The 26,240-nt window shown below is 40.7% G+C and carries 27 protein-coding genes; all 27 read left to right on the plus strand.

The genetic code is table 11. The features are described 5' to 3' along the window. Positions 1–104: 104 nt before the first annotated feature. Positions 105–671: a transcription factor FapR gene (gene fapR / locus L8T27_RS06920; RefSeq protein ID WP_233314431.1), complete on the plus strand. Its 567-nt coding sequence runs from the start codon at positions 105–107 to the stop codon at positions 669–671. A 15-nt stretch (positions 672–686) separates the two neighbouring features. Further along, the gene (gene plsX / locus L8T27_RS06925) at positions 687–1,673 is read left to right on the plus strand and encodes a phosphate acyltransferase PlsX (RefSeq protein ID WP_233314430.1); all 987 of its coding nucleotides are present in this window, start codon (positions 687–689) and stop codon (positions 1,671–1,673) included. Positions 1,674–1,713: 40 nt separating this feature from the next. Further along, positions 1,714–2,658, plus strand: coding sequence for an ACP S-malonyltransferase (fabD, locus tag L8T27_RS06930; RefSeq protein WP_233314429.1), 945 nt, complete (start codon positions 1,714–1,716; stop codon positions 2,656–2,658). A 1-nt stretch (position 2,659) separates the two neighbouring features. Continuing rightward, entirely contained in the window at positions 2,660–3,403 is a 744-nt protein-coding gene (gene fabG, locus L8T27_RS06935) for a 3-oxoacyl-[acyl-carrier-protein] reductase (RefSeq protein WP_233314428.1), read from the plus strand. Positions 3,404–3,554: 151 nt separating this feature from the next. Next, positions 3,555–3,785, plus strand: coding sequence for an acyl carrier protein (locus L8T27_RS06940; RefSeq protein WP_185766980.1), 231 nt, complete (start codon positions 3,555–3,557; stop codon positions 3,783–3,785). Between the two features lie 323 nt (positions 3,786–4,108). Then, a complete protein-coding gene (gene rnc / locus L8T27_RS06945; RefSeq protein ID WP_233314427.1) occupies positions 4,109–4,861 on the plus strand; it encodes a ribonuclease III in 753 nt (250 codons plus the stop codon). A 112-nt stretch (positions 4,862–4,973) separates the two neighbouring features. Next, on the plus strand, positions 4,974–8,540 hold the full coding sequence (gene smc / locus L8T27_RS06950; protein WP_237941175.1) for a chromosome segregation protein SMC: 3,567 nt from the start codon (positions 4,974–4,976) through the stop codon (positions 8,538–8,540). Between the two features lie 33 nt (positions 8,541–8,573). Next, complete coding sequence (gene ftsY, locus L8T27_RS06955; protein WP_233314425.1) at positions 8,574–9,563, plus strand: signal recognition particle-docking protein FtsY; 990 nt, start codon at positions 8,574–8,576, stop codon at positions 9,561–9,563. A gap of 125 nt (positions 9,564–9,688) precedes the next feature. Then, positions 9,689–9,949 carry a hypothetical protein gene (locus L8T27_RS06960; RefSeq protein ID WP_233314424.1) on the plus strand — a complete coding sequence of 87 codons (261 nt, stop codon included), beginning with the start codon at positions 9,689–9,691 and terminating at the stop codon, positions 9,947–9,949. 173 nt (positions 9,950–10,122) lie between these two features. Beyond that, positions 10,123–10,581: a DUF4064 domain-containing protein gene (locus tag L8T27_RS06965; RefSeq protein WP_237941176.1), complete on the plus strand. Its 459-nt coding sequence runs from the start codon at positions 10,123–10,125 to the stop codon at positions 10,579–10,581. Between the two features lie 819 nt (positions 10,582–11,400). Continuing rightward, the gene (locus L8T27_RS06970; protein ID WP_233314422.1) at positions 11,401–11,733 is read left to right on the plus strand and encodes a putative DNA-binding protein; all 333 of its coding nucleotides are present in this window, start codon (positions 11,401–11,403) and stop codon (positions 11,731–11,733) included. A 12-nt stretch (positions 11,734–11,745) separates the two neighbouring features. Next, positions 11,746–13,098: a signal recognition particle protein gene (gene ffh, locus L8T27_RS06975; protein WP_233314421.1), complete on the plus strand. Its 1,353-nt coding sequence runs from the start codon at positions 11,746–11,748 to the stop codon at positions 13,096–13,098. A gap of 131 nt (positions 13,099–13,229) precedes the next feature. Further along, positions 13,230–13,502: a 30S ribosomal protein S16 gene (gene rpsP, locus L8T27_RS06980; protein ID WP_127734638.1), complete on the plus strand. Its 273-nt coding sequence runs from the start codon at positions 13,230–13,232 to the stop codon at positions 13,500–13,502. Positions 13,503–13,513: 11 nt separating this feature from the next. Continuing rightward, a complete protein-coding gene (locus tag L8T27_RS06985) occupies positions 13,514–13,744 on the plus strand; it encodes a KH domain-containing protein (RefSeq protein WP_233314787.1) in 231 nt (76 codons plus the stop codon). 143 nt (positions 13,745–13,887) lie between these two features. Continuing rightward, the gene (locus tag L8T27_RS06990; protein ID WP_237941177.1) at positions 13,888–14,268 is read left to right on the plus strand and encodes a YlqD family protein; all 381 of its coding nucleotides are present in this window, start codon (positions 13,888–13,890) and stop codon (positions 14,266–14,268) included. Positions 14,269–14,279: 11 nt separating this feature from the next. Further along, on the plus strand, positions 14,280–14,798 hold the full coding sequence (gene rimM / locus L8T27_RS06995) for a ribosome maturation factor RimM (RefSeq protein ID WP_233314419.1): 519 nt from the start codon (positions 14,280–14,282) through the stop codon (positions 14,796–14,798). Next, on the plus strand, positions 14,798–15,532 hold the full coding sequence (gene trmD / locus L8T27_RS07000; protein ID WP_237941178.1) for a tRNA (guanosine(37)-N1)-methyltransferase TrmD: 735 nt from the start codon (positions 14,798–14,800) through the stop codon (positions 15,530–15,532). Before rimM ends, trmD begins: the two co-directional genes overlap by 1 nt. Before the next feature lie 141 nt (positions 15,533–15,673). Next, positions 15,674–16,018 carry a 50S ribosomal protein L19 gene (gene rplS, locus L8T27_RS07005; protein WP_127734629.1) on the plus strand — a complete coding sequence of 115 codons (345 nt, stop codon included), beginning with the start codon at positions 15,674–15,676 and terminating at the stop codon, positions 16,016–16,018. A gap of 276 nt (positions 16,019–16,294) precedes the next feature. Continuing rightward, positions 16,295–16,852 (plus strand): signal peptidase I, encoded by a 558-nt coding sequence (gene lepB, locus L8T27_RS07010; protein ID WP_233314417.1) that lies wholly within the window; start codon positions 16,295–16,297, stop codon positions 16,850–16,852. A 41-nt stretch (positions 16,853–16,893) separates the two neighbouring features. Continuing rightward, entirely contained in the window at positions 16,894–17,769 is an 876-nt protein-coding gene (gene ylqF, locus L8T27_RS07015; protein ID WP_237941179.1) for a ribosome biogenesis GTPase YlqF, read from the plus strand. A 145-nt stretch (positions 17,770–17,914) separates the two neighbouring features. Beyond that, complete coding sequence (locus L8T27_RS07020; protein ID WP_237941180.1) at positions 17,915–18,700, plus strand: ribonuclease HII; 786 nt, start codon at positions 17,915–17,917, stop codon at positions 18,698–18,700. After that, the gene (locus L8T27_RS07025) at positions 18,701–19,972 is read left to right on the plus strand and encodes a hypothetical protein (RefSeq protein WP_237941181.1); all 1,272 of its coding nucleotides are present in this window, start codon (positions 18,701–18,703) and stop codon (positions 19,970–19,972) included. Next, positions 19,969–20,265 (plus strand): EscU/YscU/HrcU family type III secretion system export apparatus switch protein, encoded by a 297-nt coding sequence (locus L8T27_RS07030; protein WP_233314413.1) that lies wholly within the window; start codon positions 19,969–19,971, stop codon positions 20,263–20,265. Before L8T27_RS07025 ends, L8T27_RS07030 begins: the two co-directional genes overlap by 4 nt. 327 nt (positions 20,266–20,592) lie before the next feature. Then, on the plus strand, positions 20,593–21,786 hold the full coding sequence (gene sucC, locus L8T27_RS07035) for an ADP-forming succinate--CoA ligase subunit beta (protein WP_233314412.1): 1,194 nt from the start codon (positions 20,593–20,595) through the stop codon (positions 21,784–21,786). Continuing rightward, positions 21,767–22,690, plus strand: coding sequence for a succinate--CoA ligase subunit alpha (sucD, locus tag L8T27_RS07040; RefSeq protein WP_233314411.1), 924 nt, complete (start codon positions 21,767–21,769; stop codon positions 22,688–22,690). The genes sucC and sucD overlap by 20 nt, the downstream gene beginning before the upstream one ends. A 193-nt stretch (positions 22,691–22,883) precedes the next feature. After that, complete coding sequence (dprA, locus tag L8T27_RS07045) at positions 22,884–23,723, plus strand: DNA-processing protein DprA (protein ID WP_237941182.1); 840 nt, start codon at positions 22,884–22,886, stop codon at positions 23,721–23,723. 233 nt (positions 23,724–23,956) lie between these two features. After that, entirely contained in the window at positions 23,957–26,035 is a 2,079-nt protein-coding gene (gene topA, locus L8T27_RS07050; RefSeq protein WP_233314409.1) for a type I DNA topoisomerase, read from the plus strand. Positions 26,036–26,240: the final 205 nt, after the last annotated feature.

A 26,240-nucleotide genomic window follows, 5' to 3' on the forward strand; every position in this document is an offset into this window, starting at 1 on the left:
GAATGGAAGAAAGGCAGATTGCAAAGTTACAGCTTGCAATCTGCCTTTTATTTATTATATACTACTATTAGTACCTAGTCTTAATAGCGCGGACGGTGTTGCAGATGAGAAGAAGCAAAAAAGAACGGCAATCATTGTTAGTACAAACAATTAAAGAAACACCTTTCATTACAGATGAAGAATTGGCGGAAAAATTTTCGGTTAGTGTGCAGACAATCAGATTAGATCGTTTAGAATTATCCATTCCTGAGCTGAGGGAAAGGATAAAAACGGTTGCGACGAAGACACTAGAGGATGAAGTGAAATCATTGCCGATTGAAGAGGTAATCGGAGAAATTATAGATGTCGAATTAGACAGCAACGCTATATCTATGCTAGAAATCATGCCAGAGCATGTTTTCAAGCGGAACGGTATTGCCAGAGGGCATCATTTGTTTGCACAGGCGAATTCTTTAGCTGTTGCTTTAATAGATGATGACTTGGCTCTTACTGCTAAAGCTAATATCCACTTTACATCTTCTGTCAATTTAGGAGAACGTATCATCGCAAAAGCAAAAGTAACAAATATTGACGAGAAAAGTGGCAGAACAACAGTCGAAGTAAACAGTTATGTGCAGTCTGAACTTGTTTTTAAAGGTCATTTTGAAATGTACCGGTCAAAAAATAAATAACTGGGAGAAATTATTATGAGAATTGCGTTAGATGCAATGGGCGGAGATAACGCACCAAAGGAAATTGTCGCTGGTGCTATAAAAGCTGTTCAAGCTTTTCCAGATATCGAAATTCTGCTTGTTGGTGACGAAAAACAAATTAATCCCTTCTTGACGGAGAAAGAAAGAATATCTATTTTACATACGGAAGAACAAATACTTGCTACAGATGAACCTGCACGGGCAGTGCGAAGAAAGAAAAATGCCAGCATGGTTTTATGTGCAAATGAAGTAAAGGAACAAAAAGCCGATGCTTTTATTTCAGCAGGAAATACAGGCGCATTGATGGCAACAGGCCTTTTTGTCGTTGGCAGAATAAATGGCATTGAAAGACCAGCTTTAGCACCGACACTCCCAACGATAGGCGGAGATGGCTTTTTGCTACTTGACGTTGGTGCAAATGTAGATGCTAAACCGGAGCATCTTGTGCAATACGGGATAATGGGAAGTATCTATATGGAGAAAGCCCTTGGAATTGCCGAGCCGCGAGTTGGGCTTTTAAATATCGGAACAGAAGAGAAAAAAGGAAATGACTTAACGAAGAAAACCTTTGAAGAGTTAAAAAATGCCCCTATCAACTTTATCGGGAATGTTGAAGCAAGAGATTTGCTTGACGGTGTCTGTGATGTTGTTGTAACAGACGGGTTTACTGGGAATATGGTCCTTAAGACTATTGAAGGAACAGCATTGTCCATGTTTAAGATGCTTAAAGAAGTAATGACAAGCAGTTTAAAGACAAAGCTTGCAGCAGGTGCAATGAAACCGGAGCTAAGGGGCTTGAAGAACAAGCTTGACTACTCTGAGTATGGCGGTGCAGCATTGTTTGGTCTTAACGCCCCTGTTATTAAAGCTCACGGATCTTCTGACAGCAACGCGATATACAACGCCATCAGACAGACAAGAGATGTTGTAAAGTCTGAAGTAATCGGCACTATCAAGACAACGATTGAAAATGAAGGGTAATGCTAAAACAAGCAAACCAGCATAGAAAGGAAAGATGGTAATGAGTAAAATAGCTTTTATGTTTCCAGGCCAAGGCTCCCAATCTGTTGGAATGGGCAAGGATTTAGCGGCAAATTTTGAACCTGCCGGTGAAATTTTTAAAAAAGCAGATGAAAGATTAGGTTTTTCTTTATCTTCCATTATCTTTGAAGGCCCTAAAGAAGAGCTGACATTAACACAAAATACACAGCCTGCATTGCTTACAGCAAGTACAGCACTGCTTGAGCACTTTAAAAAGCATGGAATTCAAGCAGATTTTGTAGCAGGACACAGCCTAGGTGAATATTCTGCTTTAGTGGCTGCTAATGTTCTATCCTTTGAGGATGCAGTATATGCTGTCCGCAAAAGAGGGGAATACATGCAGGAAGCAGTCCCGGCAGGACAAGGGGCTATGGCTGCAGTCTTGGGACTTGAGCGCGGTAAGTTAACAGAGGTTACAGAGGCTGTTTCAAGTGAAGGAAACGCAGTACAGCTTGCTAACCTGAATTGTCCAGGTCAAATCGTTATTTCTGGAACAGTTAAAGGTGTTGAGCTTGCTTCTGAACAAGCAAAAGCAGCTGGCGCAAAACGGGCGATACCGTTGGAAGTAAGCGGGCCTTTCCATTCTGAGTTAATGAAGCCTGCTGCGGAAAGATTCGCATCCGTCCTTGATGAACTGTCTATGAACGACGCAGAGATTCCTGTAATCGCAAACGTAACAGCAGCACCACTTTCCGCAAAAACAGAAATCAAAGAAAAATTAATCGAACAGCTTTATTCCTCTGTTCTATGGGAGGATTCTATCCAAAAAATGATAGAATTAGGTGTTGATACATTTATCGAGATTGGACCTGGGAAAGTGTTGGCAGGTTTAGTGAAGAAAATTGACCGGAATGTGCGCATTTATTCTGTGTATGATGAAGAAACTAGCAACAGTGTTGCAGCAGCGTTAAAAGGAGACGAATAATATGAAACTAGATGGTAAAACAGCGTTAGTAACAGGCGGGTCTAGAGGAATCGGCCGTGCGATTGCTTTAAAACTTGCGAAAGAAGGAGCTAACGTAGCTGTCAATTACGCAGGAAGTGCAGCTCTTGCTAATGAAGTTGTTGAGGAAATCAAACAGCTTGGCAAAGATGCGATTGCAATCCAATGCGATGTTTCAAACGGCGAATCTGTAGCTGAGATGATAAAAGAAACAATTGCTCACTTTGGAAGCCTGGACATTCTTGTGAACAATGCTGGTATTACAAGAGATAACCTTTTGATGCGCATGAAAGAATCAGAGTGGGATGATGTTATCAACACGAATTTGAAGGGCGTCTTCCATTGCACGAAGGGTGTTACAAGACAAATGATGAAGCAAAGAAAAGGAAGAATTATTAACATTACTTCCATTGTCGGTGTAACAGGTAATCCCGGGCAAGCAAACTACGTAGCAGCAAAAGCAGGAGTTATCGGCTTAACGAAAACAACTGCTAAAGAGCTTGCAGCACGAAATATTACTGTAAATGCAGTTGCACCTGGGTTCATCACAACAGATATGACGGATAAACTGCCAGAAGATGTGAAAAATGCGATGCTTTCGCAAATTCCCCTTGCGAAATTCGGCGATCCGGATGATATCGCAAATGCAGTTGTATTTTTAGCTTCTGATGAGAGCGGCTATATTACAGGGCAAACAATCCACATTGATGGCGGTATGTATATGTAATAAATTTGAAATATGCTGATATTAATAAAAATGATGCAATCAAGAAATACTTTAACGTAAAGCTTATTTCAGCATATTTTTCATTTGTAATAAAAAGAGCATTTATTATTTGCTCGAAATGCTCTATAATCATTGAGGGGAGGTGACTAGAATGTCAGATGTATTAGAACGCGTAACGAAAATCGTTGTTGATCGTCTTGGAGTTGAAGAGTCAGAAGTTAAGCCTGAAGCTTCTTTCAAAGATGACCTAGGAGCAGATTCTCTAGATGTAGTAGAACTTGTTATGGAACTTGAAGATGAGTTCGACATGGAGATTTCTGACGACGATGCTGAAAAGATTGTAACAGTAGGAGATGCTGTTAATTACATAGGTAATCGTTAATCCAACCAATAAAAGCTCCGTTAAATAGCGGGGCTTTTAGATTGCAAAAAAATAGGGAAATTAATGCTGTCGAAGTTTATTAAAATGTACAGCGCACTTTTGCATGGAACCTTATACAAGCCTCTGTTAGAAAAATGCTGGCAAATGGCTGAAAGTTAGTTTAAAATAATAAGGATTTCATAAGCAAAAAGCGCATATAAAAGACAGCCTATCTGAAAGGAACGGCTTGGAGAGAAAAAACTTTCCAAGTTTCTTTGCGTTTTTTATCTGTTTTACTTAAACTTATTATTGATATGTAAACTTAGTGCTAAGGTGGAGGCAAAATGCGAGGCAACGGAAAAGATAAGAGACATACACGTCCAAATGATAAAAAATTAAAAGAATTGCAAGAAAATCTGGGCATCCAGTTTGAAAACGAAAAATTGTTAAAACAAGCATTTACTCATTCATCATATGTGAATGAGCATCGCAGAAAGCCTCATGAAGACAATGAAAGACTCGAATTTCTAGGAGATGCAGTATTAGAACTTACCGTTTCTCAATTCCTCTTTAAGAAATTCCCGATGATGAGCGAAGGTGAGCTGACGAAGCTGCGGGCAGCAATTGTTTGTGAACCGTCACTTGTTTCTTTTGCTAATGATCAATCGTTCGGCAAGTTTGTCTTGCTTGGCAAGGGAGAGGAAATGACAGGAGGGCGAGCTCGTCCAGCTCTTCTAGCGGATGTTTTTGAGGCATTTATCGGAGCTCTTTACCTGGATCAAGGACTGGAGCAGGTTGTTGTCTTCCTTGAGAAAGTCGTGTTTCCGAAGATTAATTCCGGTGCTTTTTCTCATGTGATGGATTTTAAGAGTCAGCTTCAGGAATTTGTCCAACGAGACGCAGTTGGGACTATTTCCTATCGAATTCTGCAAGAAAAAGGTCCTGCTCATAACAGGGAGTTCGTATCCCAAGTGTTCTTAAATGATATGGAGTTAGGAACTGGAACAGGACGCTCTAAAAAAGAAGCAGAACAGCATGCAGCACAGATGTCGTTAACTATGCTGAAGACAAAAGATGCTAAGACAGATAAAAACTGATAAAAGCACCTATAAGAAGAAAGCGAAATCACTGTTGATTCTTTGCTTTCTTAATAACCAAAGACAACTAGAGATGATGCAAAAAAGTAAAGGGGTTTAGGAGGTGAGGTAAGTGTTTTTAAAACGGTTGGATGTTGTTGGTTTTAAATCATTTGCTGATCGAATTGCAGTGGATTTTGTGCCAGGTGTGACCGCAGTGGTGGGACCAAATGGAAGCGGTAAAAGCAATATAACAGATGCAATTCGCTGGGTATTAGGAGAACAATCTGCCAAAAGCCTCAGAGGAAGTAAGATGGAGGATGTCATATTCTCGGGCAGTGATTCCAGAAAGGCAGTTAATTTTGCGGAAGTAACCTTAACACTTGAAAATGATGATCAGTTTCTCCCGCTAGACTATCACGAGGTGAGTGTAACCAGAAGGGTTTATCGCTCAGGGGAAAGCGAATATTTAATCAATAAGCAGTCCTGCAGGCTGAAAGATATTATTGAGTTATTTATGGACTCAGGGCTTGGAAGAGAAGCTTTTTCGATTATCAGCCAAGGGAAAGTGGAAGAAATCCTTAACAGCAAGGCAGAGGATCGCCGCTCCATCTTTGAAGAAGCTGCTGGTGTGCTTAAATATAAGACAAGAAAAAAGAAAGCAGAAGGCAAGCTTGTAGAAACACAAGAGAATCTAAACAGGGTGAATGATATTCTCCACGAGCTGGAAGGGCAAGTCGAGCCTCTGAAGATTCAAAGCTCTATGGCTAAGGAGTATCTTGACCATAAGGAAAATCTTGAACAAATTGAAGTAGCGCTAATGGTTCATGATATAGAGGAAGCTCATCAAAAGTTCGAAGCTATTTCAGCACAGCTTGAAGGCTACAAGGAAAAAGAGCTCCAACTTCTTTCTATGCTGCAAAGCAAGGAAGCTAAGATGGAAGAATGGAAGAACGACGTTTCTGCATTGGATGAATCCATCAATGACCTTCAGCAAGTGCTGCTCCTTGTAAGTGAAGAACTGGAAAAGCTTGAAGGCAGAAAAGAAGTACTGAAAGAACGGAAAAAGAACGCTGCACAAAACAGAGGGCAACTTGAAAAAAGCAAGGCAGAGCTGGAAGAGAAAGTATCTTTATTAAAGCAGCAAAAAGAGGAGCATCTTCTTTCAGTGACTCAGCTTAAGAGCGAAGCAACCCGGATTGAGGAAGAGCTAAAAGTCAACGAAAAGAAAATGCAGCTTTATAATGTTAATCTTGAAGAAAAAATTGAATCCTTGAAAAGTGATTATATCGAGTTGCTGAATGAACAAGCTGCCTCAAAAAACGAAAGCAGCTATATCACCCAGCAGCTGGAATCACAAACTCGGAAAACCTCTCTTCTAGATGAAGATAATGCAAAATTCACGTCGGAAAGAGCACGGATTGTGGCAGAGAAAGCCCGCATTACGGCAAGATTGGCTGAATTAGAAGCAGAATTGGCAAACAGTGCTGCTGGATACGAGCAAAAACAGCTAGCAGTGGATGAAATGAAGGCAAAAGTCCAAAAAATTGAAAAATCGCTGTATCAATCATACCAGTTCATTCAACAGGCGAAATCAAGAAAAGAGATGCTTGAGGAGCTTGAGGACGACTATGCTGGGTTTTTCCAAGGTGTTAAGGAAGTTCTTAAGGCAAGAGACAAGGCGCTTACTGGGATACATGGTGCTGTTGCAGAATTAATGAACGTTCCGAAAGAGTATAATGTCAGCATAGAAATTGCTTTAGGCGGTAGCATGCAGCATCTAGTTGTGGAAGCAGAACAGCATGCACGCCAGGCAATCGCCTATTTAAAGAAAAACGGCTACGGCAGAGCAACGTTTTTGCCAATGAGCATTATTAAGGGCAAAAAGCTGTCTGAATCTCAGCTTCGGTTAGTACAAGGCCATTCCTCCTTTATCGGAGTTGCAGCTGACTTAATTGCCTATGATTCAAAGTACCAAGACATTATGGGGAATTTATTAGGAAATGTCATTATCACAAAAGACTTAAAAGGCGCTAATGAAATGGCAAAGGCACTGCAATATAGGTCAAGATTTGTCACGCTAGAAGGGGAAATCGTTAATCCTGGCGGCTCCATGACAGGAGGAGCCATCAAGCAAAAGTCAGCGAGCATTCTTACACGTAAAGGTGAATTGGAAGACTTGAAGACAAAAATCTTTGAGATGGAAAAGACATCTTTAAAGTTGGAGGACCAGCTTAAAAAAGGGAAAAACACCACGCAAGAAGAAAGCGCAGCGTTAGAAGAACTGCGATTAAAGCAAGAGGATATCCGTTTCTCCATTCAATCCATTAAAGATGAACAGAGAGAGATTGAATTCGAAGAAAGAACAATGAATGAGAAGCTGTCCCAATATGATCGTAATAAGGCAGATTACCTTGATGAACAGCAAGCTTTAAAGGACAGGAAAATGCTTCTGAACGAAAAGCTTGGCGAGTTTGTGCAAAACATTCAAGCACTTGAGCAGGAGATTGCTCAATTGACCGAACAGAAAAATCAACAAAGCCAATCAAGAGAACAAGTTGCAGAGTCTATTGGCGAGTTGAGAGTAGCCTTCGCTGCAAAAAAAGAACAGCTTTCCAACGCAACAGAAAAGCTGGCTACGGTAACTTCTGATTTAGAAGAGTCAGAAGCTAAATGGCAGCTTGTGAAGGAAGACCTCGAGCTGCTGACATCTGAAATGACAGACAGTCATTCAGGTGAAGAGCATCTAGAGGATGCTGCTGAAAAAAAACAGCAGGAAAAGGCTGCTGCTATTCAGTTGATTGGCGAGCGCCGCGCAGAACGCCTGCAGCTCCAAATGCAGCTTGATGAACTCGATCTTGATGTAAAGGAAACACGCCGCATACACCGTGGTATGGTACAAGCTCTTAAAGACGAGGAAGTAAAATTAAACAGAATTGATGTAGAACTTGATTCAAGACTCACTAACTTAAGAGAAGAATACATGATGACATTTGAGGGAGCGAAGGAAGAGTATCCTCTAACAATGGAATTAGAAGATGCCCGTAAAAAAGTGAAGCTGATTAAGCTGGCTATGGAAGAGCTTGGAACAGTTAACCTTGGGGCGATAGAGGAATATGAAAGAATATCTGAAAGATATGATTTTCTTCTTGAGCAAAAGACCGACCTGGAAGAGGCAAAAGATACCCTTTACCAAGTAATTGACGAAATGGATGACGAAATGAAAAAACGGTTCCAGCAAACGTTCGAAGGAATTCAAGGCCATTTTGAAGGCGTGTTCCAGCGGTTGTTTGGCGGCGGTCATGCAGCATTGCGTTTGACAAATCCAGACGATTTACTGAACACAGGTGTAGAGATTGTCGCACAGCCTCCAGGGAAAAAATTGCAGAACTTAAGCTTGCTATCAGGCGGAGAAAGAGCCTTGACTGCAATTGCCTTGTTGTTTGCGATATTAAAGGTTCGTCCCGTGCCGTTTTGCATACTTGATGAAGTGGAAGCGGCCCTTGATGAAGCAAATGTATTCAGATTCAGTTCTTATCTGAAGTCTTACAGCAGTGAAACGCAATTCATTGTTATTACACACCGAAAAGGGACAATGGAAGAAGCAGATGTCCTATATGGTGTGACAATGCAAGAATCAGGCGTATCAAAGCTTGTTTCTGTTCGCTTAAGTGAAACAAGTGAGCTTGTTGCAACATAATCAATCAACTTTAAATGAGAAAGTGGGAATCAAATGAGTTTCTTCAAAAAGCTAAAAGAAAAAATGTCTCTGCAGACAAATACGGTTACGGAAAAATTCAAAGATGGACTAGCAAAAACTAGAAGTAATTTCTCCGATAAAGTGAATGATTTAGTGTCCAGATACCGCAAAGTGGATGAGGACTTTTTTGAAGAATTAGAAGAAATTCTTATCGGAGCAGATGTCGGCTTTGAGACAGTAATGGAATTAATCGACGAACTGAAGAGCGAAGTGAAAAAAAGGAATATACAAGATCCGAGAGAAGTACAATCCGTTATTTCAGAGAAGCTAGTAGCTATCTATCAAAATGGTGAGGAAGAAACTTCTGCCATAAATGTTCAGCAAGACGGGTTGACTGTAATTCTTTTTGTTGGTGTAAATGGAGTCGGTAAGACGACAACTATCGGCAAGCTCGCCCACCGATATAAATCAGAAGGCAAAAAGGTTGTACTTGCAGCAGGAGATACGTTCCGTGCAGGTGCCATTGAACAGCTTGAAGTATGGGGAGAGCGTGCTGGAGTGGATGTTATTAAGCAAGCTGCCGGCTCCGATCCTGCAGCGGTTATGTACGATGCTGTGCAGGCTGCAAAATCAAGAAATGCAGATATCCTCCTTTGTGATACGGCTGGAAGATTGCAAAACAAAGTTAACCTTATGAATGAATTAGAAAAAGTAAAACGCGTAATTGAAAGAGAAATCCCTGGTGCTCCACATGAAGTGCTTCTAGTGCTTGATGCAACAACAGGACAAAATGCACTTATTCAAGCGAAGACTTTCAAAGAAGCGACTAACGTAAGCGGAATCGTGCTTACTAAGCTTGATGGCACAGCAAAAGGTGGAATTGTGCTAGCTATCCGCAATGAGCTGCAAATACCAGTTAAATTAGTCGGACTTGGTGAAAAGATGGACGACTTACAAAACTTTGACGCAGAAAAATATGTATACGGCTTATTTTCCAACTTGGTTGAAGCGGAGGAAGAATAAGCAAAAGCTGTGCAGACATCCCGTTACTGTGATATCTGCACAGCTTTTTTTGTGTTATAAAAACAACAGCAAGGCAGATAATAAGACTGTGCAAAATATGATAAGAAAGCAAGGAGGAACATAATGTGTTCATACAGCTGATTCTCATAACTATCATGTTGTTTGGAGCGTTTCTGTCTATTAAAGGCCGACTTGTTCAACGCAGTTCCGTATGGCATCTTGGCAATATGCTAGGACAAAAAGGGCTGCTAGAGGAAGAAGCGTATCCAATAACATTAGAAGAGGAAAATCTATTTTTGCGCAGCCTTTCTGGAATACGGATGAAAATAATCGGTGCCCTAATGATGGGAATTACAGCTAGCCTAATCATCTTATTCCACATATAGTGGACTAAAGATCTTTTTGTCAAACCATTGATAAAGAGATCTTTTTTTTGTTATATATTGGAATAATTAACAAAAAATAAGAAGAACGTACTAGAGAAAGTATGTTATCATAGGGGTGTAATCTTTTTTTGTGAAAGAGGTTACATACATAAAACTTGAGGTGATTTTTGTAGATGAGTCTTAATTTGAGAGCGCCAAGAATTTTAGGCATTATTGCATTCGTACTGTTGTTAATCGGTTTCTTAATATCAATAGTACTTTATACGCAAATTGATAAGTGGGATATACTAAGAGATTCTTTTATAGATGCATATAATGCAGATCCGACATTCCAAGAAGATCTAGGACTGACGAACATGCCAAGTACAGCCGAGGAATTTGCTGATGATATGATTACAGCAGGGAAGAATTTCTTGCTACTACCTGTTATCAGTTCATTAATTGCATGCGCAGCAACTTTGTTCGGAATAATTATGATGAATAGGCTACCTCGCACAAGTGGTGTATTATTCATTATTATTGGGGTAATATCCCTTCTCTCTGTCGTTGTCCCTGTATTGTTGATTACAGCAGGCGTAATGATATTGCGCAGATCATCAAGATACAAAAATGAAGCGGGGATACCCGCTTAATACAAGTCCTGCTTGAAGCTTAGATAGGATACCCTCCTAAGCCTTCAGCAGGGCTTTTTTTTGTTTGATTATTTCAGTCGTAGTTTTTATACAGTGTTGAGAAACACTTTCTCCCTATGATAAAGGAAACATCGAATCGCTAACGCTCTTGGTGTTTCCTTTATCTCAGTCAAGGCCCTCCAGTTTCTCCGCCGCTAAACGGTCGTCTTCCGCTCGAGGTCATAAGCCAAGCTGTCCAAGAAGGGGGAAGAGCACCCCTTCTCGGCCACCTCGTCTTATGCTAGTCGCCGATAAGCAGGCGCCTTCCGCTTTTCTGTTGATCCAGCTGCGATGGCCTAGCGCCTAATGGACTTCCCTCTTCTCCTTGCGATAAGTCAACATCGACTCACTCCGTTCGCCGTGTTTCCTTTATCTCATACGAAGAGCTCCAGTCCATACGGCGCTAAACAGGCCATCTCCGCTTTTCAGTGTCCAGCTGCAGGCGCCATCGGCTCGAGGTCATAAGCCAAGCTGTCCAAGAAGGGGGAAGAGCACCCCTTCTCGGCCACCTCGTCTTATGCTAGTCGCCGATAAGCAGGCGCCTTCCGCTTTTCTGTTGATCCAGCTGCAGGCGACCAGCGTCTGCGAAACTTCAGTCCTCTCCCTGCGATAAGTCAACATCACTTCACTAACGTTCAGTGTGTTTCCTTTATCTCAGTCAAGGCCCTCCAGTTTCTCCGCCGCTAAACGGTCGCCTTCCGCTTTTCTGTTGACATCTTTTTTGTTGGTGTGTACAATAAGGGTGTAAAGGTGTTTGACTTAACATGGAGGTATTGTTCGATGCTTGAAAAAACAACACGAATGAATTATCTGTTTGATTTCTATCAGTCGTTGTTGACACCGAAGCAACGAAGTTACATGTCTCTTTATTATTTAGATGATTATTCTCTTGGTGAAATTGCTGATGAATATGACGTTAGCCGTCAAGCTGTTTATGATAATATTAAACGGACTGAGGCAATGCTGGAAGAATATGAAAATAAATTACTCTTACTTCAAAAGTTTCAAGAGCGTAATACTCTTTTTGTTCAAATAAAAGAGTTATTAAAGGATGATACTCCTTCGGTTTCAGCATTGCTGGAAGCAGTTTGCGAGCTGGAGAAATTAGATTAAGGAGGCGGCGCAATGGCATTTGAAGGTTTAGCTGACCGACTGCAGAATACGATCCAAAAGATCCGCGGAAAAGGGAAAGTAAATGAGGCGGATGTTAAGGAAATGATGCGTGAAGTCCGACTTGCATTGCTTGAGGCGGATGTTAACTTTAAGGTAGTCAAAGAGTTTGTTAAAAAAGTCAGTGAGCGTGCTGTTGGACAAGAGGTTATGAAAAGTCTGACTCCTGGACAGCAGGTCATTAAAGTTGTTAAAGAAGAACTTACGGAGCTGATGGGCGGAGAACAAAGCAAGATTGCTGTATCCAACCGTCCGCCGACAGTCATTATGATGGTTGGTTTGCAAGGTGCCGGTAAGACAACTACAACTGGAAAATTGGCTAATTTACTGCGTAAAAAGCATAATAGAAAGCCGTTGCTTGTTGCGGCAGACATATATCGTCCTGCGGCTATTAAGCAGCTCGAAACACTTGGTAAGCAGCTCGATTTCCCTGTTTTTTCACTTGGAGATCAAGTCAGCCCTGTTGAGATTGCGAAACAGGCGATTGCTAAAGCAAAAGAAGACCATCATGATTATGTGTTAATCGATACTGCAGGTCGTCTGCATGTGGATGAAGCATTGATGGACGAGTTAAAGCAAATTAAAGAGCTTTCCAATCCAGATGAAATATTCCTTGTAGTTGATGCGATGACAGGTCAGGATGCAGTCAATGTGGCAAGCAGCTTTAACGAGCAGCTTGGACTGACAGGTGTCGTATTAACGAAGCTAGATGGTGACACTCGAGGCGGGGCAGCGTTATCTATTCGTTCTGTTACACAAACACCGATTAAATTTGTCGGTTTGGGTGAAAAGATGGATGCATTAGAGGCGTTCCATCCAGAGCGTATGGCATCACGTATTCTTGGAATGGGTGATGTGCTAAGCCTAATCGAGAAAGCGCAAATGAATGTCGATGAAGAAAAGGCAAAAGAGCTGGAAATGAAAATGAAAACAGCTTCCTTTACTTTAGATGACTTTTTAGAACAGCTTGGACAGGTCCGTAACATGGGGCCTCTTGATGAGCTGCTGAAAATGATGCCAGGAGCCAACAAAATCAAGGGCTTGGATAATCTCCAAGTAGATGAAAAGCAAATCAGCCATGTGGAAGCGATTATTCGCTCCATGACAAAGGCAGAAAAAGAACACCCGGAAATCATCAACTCAAGCAGACGGAAGCGTATAGCTAAAGGGAGCGGCAGAACCGTTCCTGAAGTGAACAGGCTGTTGAAGCAGTTTGAGGACATGAAAAAAATGATGAAACAAATGACGGGTATGACTCAAAAAGGCAAGAAAAAAGGCAAGTTTAAATTACCATTTAACCCTTTTTAAGGGTGTTAACAAGCGGTTTTTTATTAATTTGAACAGAATGTTTAGTCTGACAAGAAAAAACACTTTACAAACTGTTCAACTATTGATATTATACTATCTTGTGTGAAACTATTCGGAGGTGCATTTTTAAAATGGCAGTAAAAATTCGTTTAAAACGTATGGGAGCTAAAAAGACTCCTTTCTATCGTATTGTAGTAGCAGATTCTCGTTCACCACGTGATGGACGTTTCATTGAAACAGTAGGAACTTACAATCCAGTAGCAAACCCTGCTATCGTGGATATCAACGAAGAGAAAGCTCTACAATGGTTACAAAATGGTGCAAAACCATCTGATACAGTTCGTAACCTTTTCTCTAACGAAGGTATCATGGAGAAATTCCACAACATCAAAAACGGTAAGTAATTCGTTTGAAGATGAAGGAATTAATTGAAACGATTGTTAAGCCCCTTGTGGATTTTCCGGATGATGTTGCGATAAAAGTTACTGAAGAGGATAATCGAATCATTTACTTGCTTTCTGTCAACAAGAATGACATGGGAAAGGTAATTGGGAAGCAAGGGCGGGTTGCTAAAGCGATTCGAACGATTGTTTACGCTGCTGGCTCACAGCAGCAAAAAAAGCTGGTTTTAGAAATTAGCGAATAATAAAGGAGGAGGGGGAACCCTTCTCCTTTATTTGTTTATATCTCTTTGCAGATTCTTTATACTAGAAGTGGGAGCGTATTGGTGGGATGCCGTTTGACGCTTTGCGAGCATTAAAAATAGCAGTGCATGGATAGGAGGAAAAAATGCAGATTCTCCAAACTGTCACAGTCAAACAAATATTAACCGAACAAACGAAACAAGCCTTAGAGAAGAAACTCACAGAAGAGCTGCTTCAGCTTGAAAAGGAGTGCGAACAATTCAAGTTTGAAGAAAAAAAGCTGCTTAAAAGTCATCCTGCAAATGCTATTAAACAGCAGATTAGCAAGAGACTTGCCAACAAAGAGGAAAAAAAGAAATCACTAGAGTTTCAATTAGCACAATTACATATACTACCATTGGGCAGTGAACTAAAAGAACAAGAGCTTACTGGCATTGTTGATATAAAAGTTGGAGATGTTTGGGATGAGGCCTTGCTTCATAAAACAATACTCCTGAAAGATGGAAAAGTTGTAGACATACGTTAGAGGTGATAATAGTGGAAAAATGGTTTAATGTAGGAAAGATTGTTAATACACATGGTATTCGTGGTGAAGTGCGTGTCATTTCCCGGACGGATTTTCCAGACGAAAGATATAAGATTGGCAATACGATTTTTCTATTTGGAGAAGGCAAAAAAGATCCAGAAGAACTAAAAATAAAAACACATCGCCTTCATAAAAACTTTAACCTTTTGACATTTGAGGGCTATGATAATGTTAATGAGGTGGAATACATGAAAGGCGGCGCTTTAAAGGTGCCTGAAAGCTTTTTAGGAGACTTGGCAGAGAATGAATACTATTTCCACGAAATCATCGGCTGTAAGGTTGTAACAGTTGAAGGAGACGAGATAGGGGTTATATCTGAAATTCTTACACCAGGTGCGAATGATGTATGGGTCATCAAAACTAGTAAAAAAGAAGAAGTTTTAATTCCTTATATCGAGGAAGTTGTTATGAAAGTAGATGTTAAGGAGAAGTTAGTTGTTATCGAGCCAATGGAGGGACTGTTATCATAATGAGAGTGGATGTATTAACACTATTTCCAGAAATGTTTGATGGTGTGTTTAACAGCTCTATATTGAAAAAAGCGAAAGAAGCAGAAAAGGTGACCTATGGTGTCACTAACTTCAGGGATTATTCTGATAACAAGCATCAGTCTGTGGATGATTATCCATATGGCGGCGGTGCGGGAATGGTCCTTAAACCTCAGCCGATCTTTGATGCGGTTGAGGATTTGCAAAAAAAGAGCGGCACTAAGCCGAAAGTGGTACTAATGTGTCCTCAAGGCGAGCGTTATACACAGAAAAAGGCGGAAGAGCTGGCTAAGGAAGAGCATTTAATTTTTATCTGCGGTCATTACGAAGGCTATGATGAGCGAATTCGCGAGCATTTAGCGACAGATGAGATTTCAATCGGCGATTATGTGCTTACAGGCGGCGAGCTTGGAGCAATGGTAGTGATTGATAGTGTCGTCAGACTTCTTCCAGGAGTACTTGGGAGCGAGGCGTCTCATGTGAATGATTCCTTCAGCACAGGACTGCTTGAGCATCCACACTACACCCGTCCTGCTGATTTCAGGGGGATGAAGGTGCCGGATACACTCATGTCAGGAAATCATGCTCATATTGACGAATGGAGAGAAAGAGAGTCGCTGAAAAGAACACTTGAAAGACGTCCGGATTTGCTGGAAAATTACCCGCTCACAGCAAAACAGCAAAAACTATTAAATGAATTGCAGAAAAACAAATAATAGATATTGATGTCTTAAGTTATTTATGTTAAGATAACACTTGTGACTTGAGCAGAAGTATTTCTGCAATGAAAGTCTTATAACGATGTTCCGCTGCAAGGATTTGACTGCAAGAGCGTCTGTTGGAAGGAGTTGAAAACGATGCAAAAATTAATAGAAGATATCACAAAAGAACAACTTCGTTCAGATCTTCCTGCGTTCCGTCCTGGTGACACTGTACGTGTACACGTTAAAGTTGTTGAGGGTACTCGTGAGCGTATTCAGGTATACGAAGGTGTTGTGATTAAGCGTCGTGGTGGTGGAATCAGCGAAACTTTTACAGTACGTAAAGTTTCTTACGGAGTAGGCGTTGAGCGTACATTCCCAGTTCATACACCAAAAATTGCGAAGCTTGAAGTTATTCGCCGCGGTAAAGTCCGTCGTGCTAAACTTTACTACCTACGTAACCTACGTGGTAAAAAAGCTCGTATTAAAGAAATTCGATAATATTTTCAAAAAAGAGCCTGTTCTTTGCAACAAGCTCTTTTTTATTGCAACTTGGCTATTCACCCTTTTTCTTCCGTACTTATATTAGGCATGATAATTTAATTAGGAACGGACCATGGCATTTTACTTCGACTTTTTATTTCGCTACAATAAAAGGGAGAGGGTTTGTCCTTTAGCATTATTTTGTTTAAAAAAGCCTTTTAATAAACTTAAGACAGTTACAATTAGAAGGCATGGAGAAGAGATGCTTACTAAAAACAAGGATTGGTGAACGAAATGGCAAAGAAGAAAAAGAAAAATGAGATATGGGAATGGGGTAAGGCGCTTGTAATCGCAGTAGCATTGGCTTTTGTGATCCGCTCCTTTTTATTTGCTCCGATCGTAGTGGACGGGGAATCGATGATGCCCACATTACATAATTCAGACAGAATGATTGTTAACAAGGTTAACTACAAAATCAGCGAGCCTAACCGCTTTGATATCATTGTTTTCCATGCCCCTGAAGGAAAGGATTATATCAAGAGAGTAATCGGTTTGCCTGGTGATACAATAGAGTATAAGGACGACGTTTTGTATGTGAACGGAAAAGCATATGACGAGCCGTACTTAGATGAATACAAAAAGCAGGTGACTGACGGACCGCTGACAGAATCCTTTAAACTCGAAGATAAAATCGGCAGAAGCACAGTTCCCGAGGGAGAACTGTTCGTAATGGGTGATAATCGCCGTGACAGCAAAGACAGCCGCCATATTGGGACAGTGTCTTATGAGAAAGTACTTGGCAACACGAGCGTGATTTACTGGCCGTTAACAGACATACAAATAGTGAACTAAGGCTTTGCTTATAAAGCAAGCTTGTAACTGAGGTGGATATTTTGACGATACAATGGTTTCCCGGCCATATGGCCAAAGCAAGAAGACAAGTAACAGAAAAGCTGAAGCTTGTGGACATTATTTTTGAGTTGGTGGATGCAAGAATTCCCCAATCTTCCAGAAATCCGATGATTGATGAGATCATCCAGCATAAGCCAAGGATTGTTTTGCTGAACAAGGCAGATATGGCAGATGGAGAAAGAACGAAAGAATGGATTGCCTATTTTAAAGAAAAAGGCATTCAAGCATTAGCGATCAACTCACAGGCTGGTGTTGGAATGAAAGAAATCACAGCTTTAGCTAATGTGGTGCTTGCAGAGAAATTCGACCGAATGCGAGCAAAAGGAATTAGACCCCGTGCAATCAGAGCAATGATTGTCGGAATTCCGAATGCAGGCAAATCAACATTAATCAACAGGCTTGCCAAAAAGAATATCGCAAAAACAGGGAACACTCCTGGTGTAACAAAAGCACAGCAATGGATTAAAGTAGGAAAAGAATTAGAGCTGCTTGACACTCCAGGGATTCTTTGGCCAAAATTTGAGGATCAAGAAGTAGGTTTAAAGCTTGCTTTGACTGGTGCGATTAAAGACACCATTCTTAATTTGCAGGATATCGCTATTTTTGGTTTGCGCTTTTTAGAGAAAGAGTATCCTGAAAGGCTAAAGGAACGGTTCCAGCTTGAAGAAATTCCAGAGGATATCGTTGAGTTGTTTGACAAAATCGGTGTAGTTAGAGGCTGCCTTACAGGAGGCGCTGTAGTCGATTATGACAAAGTTACTGAACTGGTCATCAGAGAAATCAGAAGCGAAAAATTCGGAAGGCTGACATTCGAAAGAGCAAGAGATTTCATAGAGGAAGACGAAAGCGATAATTAATAGTAGGGTGAGTCTGACCTTGTTAAAAAAGAGAATTGACCATTATTTTGGGCACTTCTCTTTTTTGATTTTGAGGATACATAACTTGTACTTAAATCTTTCATAATATGGGACGATATAAAGAGAGAGAAGGGAAGTTTCAACAGTGGCAAATGTAACATTAAAAGAAATAAAAGCTAGATTAGAGGATATAACAGACAATAATGACCCTTACTGGGAGACGATAAAAGAAGACAAAAGAGTCGGAGTGCAAAAGCTCGTAACTGCATGGGAAAAGCAAAAGGAAAAAGAGTTGCAGCTTCATGCCCGTTTTGTAGAGCTCTGCACATATGAAACAGAACTAAGAAAGCAAGGATATACATATATTGCAGGTATTGATGAAGTGGGAAGAGGCCCGCTTGCAGGTCCCGTTGTAACAGCAGCTGTTATACTCCCGGAAAACTTTTATTTGCCTGGAATAGATGATTCAAAAAAACTGTCTGAAGCAAAAAGAGAGCAATTTTACGAGATTATCCAAAAGGAAGCCGTTTCTATTGGAGTAGGCATTATCGCTCCTGCGGAAATTGACCGTATAAACATATACGAGGCGACCAAAAAAGGAATGCTTGCAGCCCTTCAAAATCTTGATCAGCAGCCTGACTTCCTGTTGATTGATGCGATGAAGCTTGACGTTCCATATCCAAGCAAATCGATTATAAAAGGAGACAGTAAAAGTGTTTCCATTGCTGCTGCTAGCATTATTGCGAAAGTCACGAGAGATGAAATGATGAGAGAGCTTGATAAAGAATTTCCAGCATACGGTTTTGCGAGTAATATGGGTTACGGCACAAAGGAACATCTTCTTGCTTTAGACAGAGAGGGATATACAATTCATCATCGCAAAAGCTTTTCGCCAATTAAGGAAATGGCAGAGGAGAATAGGAGCATGTAAATGAATGACATACGAATTGGACCAAGTTTTCAACCAAATCTAGAAAGAACAATCAGCTCAAAGCTGCTGGAGCTTCGCCAAGGCCAAATTATAATGGGGCATGTTAATAAGCATTTTCCCAACAATATGGCTGAAGTGCAGGCAGGAAGCCAAAGGCTCCTTGCAGAACTTTCTGCTCCCTTAAGCACAGACAAGAACTATTGGTTTCAAGTTCAAGACAATGAAGATGGGAAGCTTAGCTTAAAGGTATTATCAGCAGCAAGTCCAGTAAATCTTGATGGGGGGGCTGACTCTCTTCTTGAGCAATGGTCCTTGCCTCGTACAAATGATCTGAAAAACTTGGCAGCCCAATTGCTAAATGAAAAAATGCCGTTCAATAAAGAAATGCTCTTCCTTGCTGGAAAATGGATGGAATCAGCACAAGACAGCTCGAAAGCTATCGAAACAATTAAGGAAATGCTGCAGAGAAATCTTCCGTTCACAGAGAAGGTGTTTACAAGCCTAATGGCAACAAGGGACGGCAATACGATGAACAATCTTGCTGGTAAATTGCTGAGTGAGATGAGTGCTCAACAACTCTCTCTTCCAAAGCTCGAGGAAACATTAAGGTTGTTTGAGACGGGTAAAAATGTTGATTTGCCAGATGGCGGTGCCATCAAAGAGCATTTGCAAAGACTGCTGCATACAATTGGGTTTTCTTATGAAAATGAACTTTTGAACAATCCGGACGGAGGCAAAGGAGCTCAATGGAACCAGCTAAAACCGCTCCTGCTTGATGTATTAAAACAAGATGCTCCCGCTTCTGTAAAGGAGTTAGCAAATGCCCTTACGGACAAGATAACAGGTTTGCAGCTATTAAGTCAGGATTCAGGACCTATTACGCAGCTGATGCTTCAATTTCCCCTTCATTTTCAGCATCATTCCATGGATGCAACCCTGCAATACAGTGGAAAGAAAACGAAAGACGGAAAAATAGACGCAGACTTTTGCCGTATCCTTTTTTATCTTGATTTAGCATATTTAAAAGAAACAGCCATTGATATGCATGTGCAAAAGAGGATTGTTCATTTAACGGTCTTTAATGAAAACCGTGAGATTGAGCCGCTTATGAAAAGTATGCTTGCAGGTTTGCGAGAAAAATTGAACGAAGTCCAATACAGTCTGTCATCAATAGATTTTAAATCCTTTCAAGAAGATAAAGAGAAGAAAATAGATTTAGATTCAAAGCGAAATAACTCTGCCTACTACAAGGGGGTAGATTACAGAATATGAAGAACAAGGATAAGGAAAACCAGCGAAGGCAAGCGGTGGCTTTAAGCTACAAGCAGCATCAGCATGCAGCTCCAATAGTAGCTGCTAAGGGGAGCGGGTTGATTGCCGACAATATCGTGGAGAAGGCGAAAGAAAATGGAGTGCCAATCCAAGAAGATCCATCCCTTGTGGAACTGTTAAGCAAGCTCAATATCCAGGAACAAGTACCGGAAGATTTATATCAGGCTGTCGCAGAGGTGTTTGCTTTTATTTATAAGCTTGATAAAACCTATGGCACACAAAAGGAAATCTAGTATATTAGTCCCCTAAACGAAGGGGATTATTTTTTTATTGGAAAATAGAGCCTTTTTGATAGACAAAACGGTTGCTTTTTTATAAAATGAAAGCGTGAACAATAGAGTGTTTTTTCCAAAAAGTAAGAAAATATTGTGTTGATAAAGAATATTAATACAGTATTAAAGATACTTTTTAAAAGGAAGGGGTCCTTTTAAATTGGAAAAAATATTTTTTTGTCGAGAAGGAAAAAAGCCATTTTTTTTCGTCCTCGTACATAAGTAAGAGTATGCACTAATGAACCTGGCAAGAAGCGAAAGAAATTTTAGCAAAAGGGGTGTGGGAGAATGAATATTCACGAATATCAAGGGAAAGAAATTCTAGCATTAAACGGTGTAGCTGTTCCTAAAGGAAGTGTTGCTTTTACCGTGGAAGAGGCCCTGTTTGCTGCTGAGCATTTAAACAGTGATGCATGGGTTGTTAAGGCGCAGATTCATGCCGGAGGAAGAGGGAAAGCTGGCGGTGTCAAGGTTGCTAAGTCTCTCGATGAAGTGAAGCAATATGCTGAACAGATTTTAGGAAGCACGCTTGTCACACATCAGACTGGTCCTGAAGGAAAAGTTGTTAAACGTTTGCTGATTGAAGAAGGCTGCCGTATTAAGAAGGAATACTATATTGGCTTTGTAGTCGACCGCTCCACTTCCCGGATTGTCTTGATGGCATCAGAAGAAGGCGGAACAGAGATTGAGGAAATTGCAGCAACACAGCCTGAAAAAATCATCAAGGAAGTTATTGACCCGCTGACTGGGCTAACTCCTTTCCAGGCTAGAAGAGTTGCATTTGCCATCAATATCCCTGGTCCTCAAGTAAATAAAGCGGTTGCTTTTATGACAGGCCTTTATCGTGTATTTTGTGAAAAAGATTGCTCAATTGCCGAAATCAATCCTCTTGTATTGACAGAAGAGGGCGATGTAATGGCGCTCGATGCTAAGCTGAACTTCGATTCCAATGCCTTGTACAGACATAAGGATATTCTTGCATACCGTGATTTGGATGAAGAGGATGAGAAGGAACTGGAAGCTTCAAAATTTGATTTGAGTTATATTGCCTTGAACGGAAATATCGGCTGCATGGTAAATGGTGCTGGTCTTGCAATGGCTACAATGGATATCGTGAAGCATTACGGCGGAGAGCCGGCAAACTTCCTTGATGTTGGCGGCGGTGCGACAGCTGAAAAAGTTACTGAAGCATTTAAGATCATTCTGTCAGATGAAAAAGTGAAGGGCATTTTTGTTAATATATTCGGTGGAATTATGAAATGCGATATCATTGCAGAAGGTATCGTTGAAGCAGCTAAACAGGTGAGCCTGCAGGTGCCGCTTGTTGTTAGACTGGAAGGGACAAATGTAGAGCTTGGCCAAAAAATTCTTAATGAATCAGGCATCAATATAATATCTGCAAGCTCCATGGCGGACGGTGCAGAAAAAATCGTGTCATATGTACAAAAAGGAGGAGAAATCAATGAGCATATTCATCAATAAAGAAACAAAAGTCATTGTTCAAGGTATTACAGGGGCAACGGCTCTTTTTCATACGAAGCAAATGCTCGAATATGGCACAAAAATTGTTGCAGGGGTAACACCAGGCAAGGGTGGCACGGATGTAGAAGGTGTGCCGGTCTTCAATACGATGAAAGAAGCTGTTGAAGCGACAAACGCGACAGTGTCTGTCAACTATGTGCCTGCCCCGTTTGCAGCAGATGCTATTATGGAAGCTGTAGATGCAGAGCTTGACTTGACGATTTGTATTACAGAACATATTCCAGTTCTTGATATGGTGAAGGTTAAGCGATATATGGAAGGCAAAAAGACAAGATTAATAGGACCGAACTGTCCGGGAGTTATTACTCCTGAAGAATGCAAGATAGGAATTATGCCTGGTTATATCCATACAAAGGGCCATGTAGGCGTTGTATCCCGTTCTGGTACTTTGACATACGAAGCTGTCCATCAGCTTACACAGGCGGGAATAGGGCAGTCTACAGCGGTAGGAATTGGCGGAGACCCGGTTAATGGAACTGATTTCATTGACGTCTTAAAGCAATTTAACGAAGATGAAGATACTTATGCTGTTATTATGATTGGTGAAATCGGCGGAACAGCAGAAGAAGAAGCGGCTGAATGGGTAAAAGCCAATATGACAAAGCCTGTAGTCGGCTTTATCGGCGGTAGAACGGCACCTCCAGGAAAAAGAATGGGCCATGCGGGCGCCATCATTTCAGGAGGCAAGGGGACTGCTGATGAAAAGATTAAAACAATGAACGAGTGCGGCATTAAAGTAGCTCCTACACCTGCTGAAATGGGTGCAACATTAATTGAAGTTCTCAAAGAAACAGATCTTTTCGACAAGTGCAAAACCCATCAGGTAGAAGAAAGCAGAGTCTGATTTTAAAAAAAAGACTAGCCCCCTTTTGCGCCATGCAGTTGGGCTAGTCTTTTTATGCTGCAAAAAAACGACGTGTTTCTTCTATTATATAGCAAATCTTTGGAAACTATAGCAAGAAATGATTATAATAGAGATAGCAAGGTTTGTATTTTTATACTTTGCATAGAATATTGTGAGAAAGGAATTGAGTTACTTGCTAAAAAGTTTTAGAGAAAGATTAATACAGCTCCATCATTGCCGCAATATGTCTTGGAAAAGGATCTACACTCTCCTCAAAGCAGACCCTGATCTGCACGCCCTCAACCGTCCCCTTCAAAAAATCGTTACAGACTTTCACTCACACTCCATCCAGCAAACTATCCACCAATACGCCACATTAGGAATACAAACCATCACTTATTTTGATCCTGCATATCCAAGCTTGTTAAAAGAAATATATCAGCCTCCATGGGTGCTTTATGCAAAAGGAGATCTGTCTTTTTTGCAGGAGCAGCGAAAGTTGGCAATTGTAGGCTCCCGTTATCCGACAGTTTACAGTAAACAAGTAATTATAGCCATGATGACTAAACTTGTTCGCGAACGAGTAGTAATTGTCAGCGGTCTAGCAAAAGGTGTGGATGCTATTGCTCATAGGACAGCAGACGAACATAACGGCAAGACAATCGCCATTATTGCAGGAGGATTTAAGCATATTTATCCAAAGGAAAATATTTTACTTGCAGATAAAATAACAAGATCACATCTTCTTTTATCAGAGTATCCACCAGATACAAAACCATTAAAATGGCATTTCCCAATGCGCAACCGGATCATAAGCGGCCTCTCAAGGGGAACGCTTGTTGTCGAGGCAAAAAGAAAAAGCGGCTCGTTAATCACAGCGCATCTTGCTTTGCAAGAAGGAAGAGATGTTTTTGCTGTTCCTGGCAGCATATTCAGCCCCACTTCTTTTGGACCGAATGACTTGATAAAACAAGGAGCAAAGCCAGTTTTATGTGCGACTGATATATTAGAAGAGTGGGAATATTATCCATAAAATAGAATAGAAAAGGAAAAAAATGTTTTTCATCTATTTTCAAAAATTTTTAAAAAGGTATTGCTATTTTTTTGAATTTGTTATACTGTTTGCACAGATATAACTTTAATTTTTATGGATTTTCATTCATATAATAACGGTGTAACCGTTTACTTTTTTCGTAATGTTTGACAAAAGAGATCATAGTATACAATAATAGTGAATATTTATTATCCCTCTAAGGAGGACGTTGGATGTCAGAGTTTCTAGTAATCGTAGAGTCGCCTGCAAAGGCAAAAACGATTGAACGTTATTTAGGAAAAAAATATAAAGTAAAAGCATCAATGGGACATATAAGAGATCTACCAAGAAGCCAAATGGGTGTTGATACTGATAAAGAATATGAACCGAAGTACATAACGATCCGCGGAAAAGGTCCTGTTCTTAAAGAATTGAAGACAGCAGCCAAAAAGGCAAAAAAGATTTATCTTGCAGCCGACCCCGATAGAGAAGGGGAAGCAATTGCCTGGCATTTAGCCAACAGTCTGCAGGTTGATGTAGATTCGGATTGCCGTGTCGTATTTAATGAAATCACAAAAGACGCCATTAAAGAATCATTTAAACACCCCCGTCCAATTAATATGGATCTAGTTGATTCCCAGCAAGCAAGACGGGTGCTTGATCGCCTAGTAGGCTACAACATCAGCCCGCTGTTATGGAAAAAGGTCAAAAAAGGGCTTAGCGCAGGAAGAGTGCAATCTGTCGCAGTTCGTTTAATCATCGACAGAGAAAAAGAGATTAAAGCATTCGAACCGGAAGAGTACTGGACAATTGAATCAGACTTCGCAAAAGGGAAAACAAGCTTTGAAGCAGCTTTTTACGGGCTGAAAAATAAAAAAATGGAGCTGCATTCTCAAGCGGATGTAGACAATATTAAAAAACAGCTCAATGGCAATAAATTTACTGTTGAGAAGGTAACGAAGAAGGAACGTAAACGAAACCCAGCAGTACCTTTTACAACATCCTCCCTACAGCAGGAAGCTGCGCGAAAGCTAAACTTCAGGGCGAAAAAGACAATGATGCTTGCCCAGCAGCTTTATGAAGGAATAGATTTAGGCAAAAAAGAAGGGACAGTCGGTTTAATCACCTATATGAGAACAGACTCAACCCGTATTTCTGAAGTGGCTCAAAATGAAGCGTATGAATATATAACAGCCAACTACGGAAAAGAGTATACGAAAGAAGAAAACCGCAAAGAAAAGAAAAATACAAATGCACAGGATGCCCATGAAGCGGTAAGACCTACAAGTACGTTCAAGGAGCCAAACTCCCTGAAAGAGCACCTTTCTCGAGACCAGCTTCGCTTGTATAAGCTGATCTGGGAAAGATTCATTGCAAGCCAAATGGCGCCTGCTGTGATGGATACAATGAGTGTAGATTTACGTAACGGGGATGTCATATTCCGTGCAACAGGTTCAAAGATTAAGTTTCCTGGGTTTATGAAGGTGTATGTGGAAGGATCAGATGATGCGGTTGAAGAGCAGAACAAACAGCTTCCTGATTTGCAAGAGGGAGATGAAGTCATCAATAAGGACATCAATCCGAAGCAGCACTTCACACAGCCGCCACCAAGGTATACGGAAGCAAGGCTTGTTAAAACATTAGAAGAGCTTGGAATTGGCCGTCCTTCCACATTTGCGCCGACTTTGGATACTATCCAAAAACGCGGGTATGTGGCTCTCGATAACAAAAGATTTATACCGACTGAGCTTGGAGAAATCATTCATGAATTGATTCTCGAGTTTTTCCCGGAAATCCTTGACGTTGAATTTACAGCACATATGGAGCAGAATCTTGATAATATTGAGTCAGGCCAGATCAATTGGGTAAAGGTAATCGATAGTTTTTATAAGATTTTTGAACAAAGTCTCGAAAAAGCTGAAAAAGAAATGCAATCTGTCGAAATAAAGGATGAGCCTGCAGGGGAAGACTGTGAGGAATGCGGCAGTCCGATGGTATTTAAAATGGGCAGATATGGCAAGTTTATGGCATGCAGTAATTTCCCGGATTGCCGCAATACGAAGGCAATTGTCAAGGAAATCGGTGTGAAATGTCCTAAGTGCCGCGAAGGTAATATTATTGAAAGAAAAAGCAAAAAACGCCGAATTTTCTACGGCTGTGACCGTTTTCCGGAGTGCGATTTCATTTCATGGGATAAACCAATACAGCGTCCATGTCCGAAATGTGATAATATGCTTGTAGAGAAAAAGCTGAAAAAAGGTGTCCAGGTCCAATGTGTAGAGTGTGACTATAAGGAAGAACCTCAAAGCTAAAAAAAGAGTGAGCGGTCCATGCTCACTCTTTCCGTGTGTTTTTGAAGAAGTGTCTCCTGAAGTTTCTTAAATAATTAATCTTTAGTTGAAACTTTTCAACTTGGCAAACGTAGTGTAAAATGCTAAAGGATATAATTTTAAGCCGAAACTGTATGGACTTTTGTTTTTTTCTAGTCTTTCTACCGAAAACGGATAGGAATTAGCA

It is taken from the genome of Niallia sp. Man26, from assembly GCF_022049065.2.
Classification (GTDB): domain Bacteria; phylum Bacillota; class Bacilli; order Bacillales; family Cytobacillaceae; genus Niallia.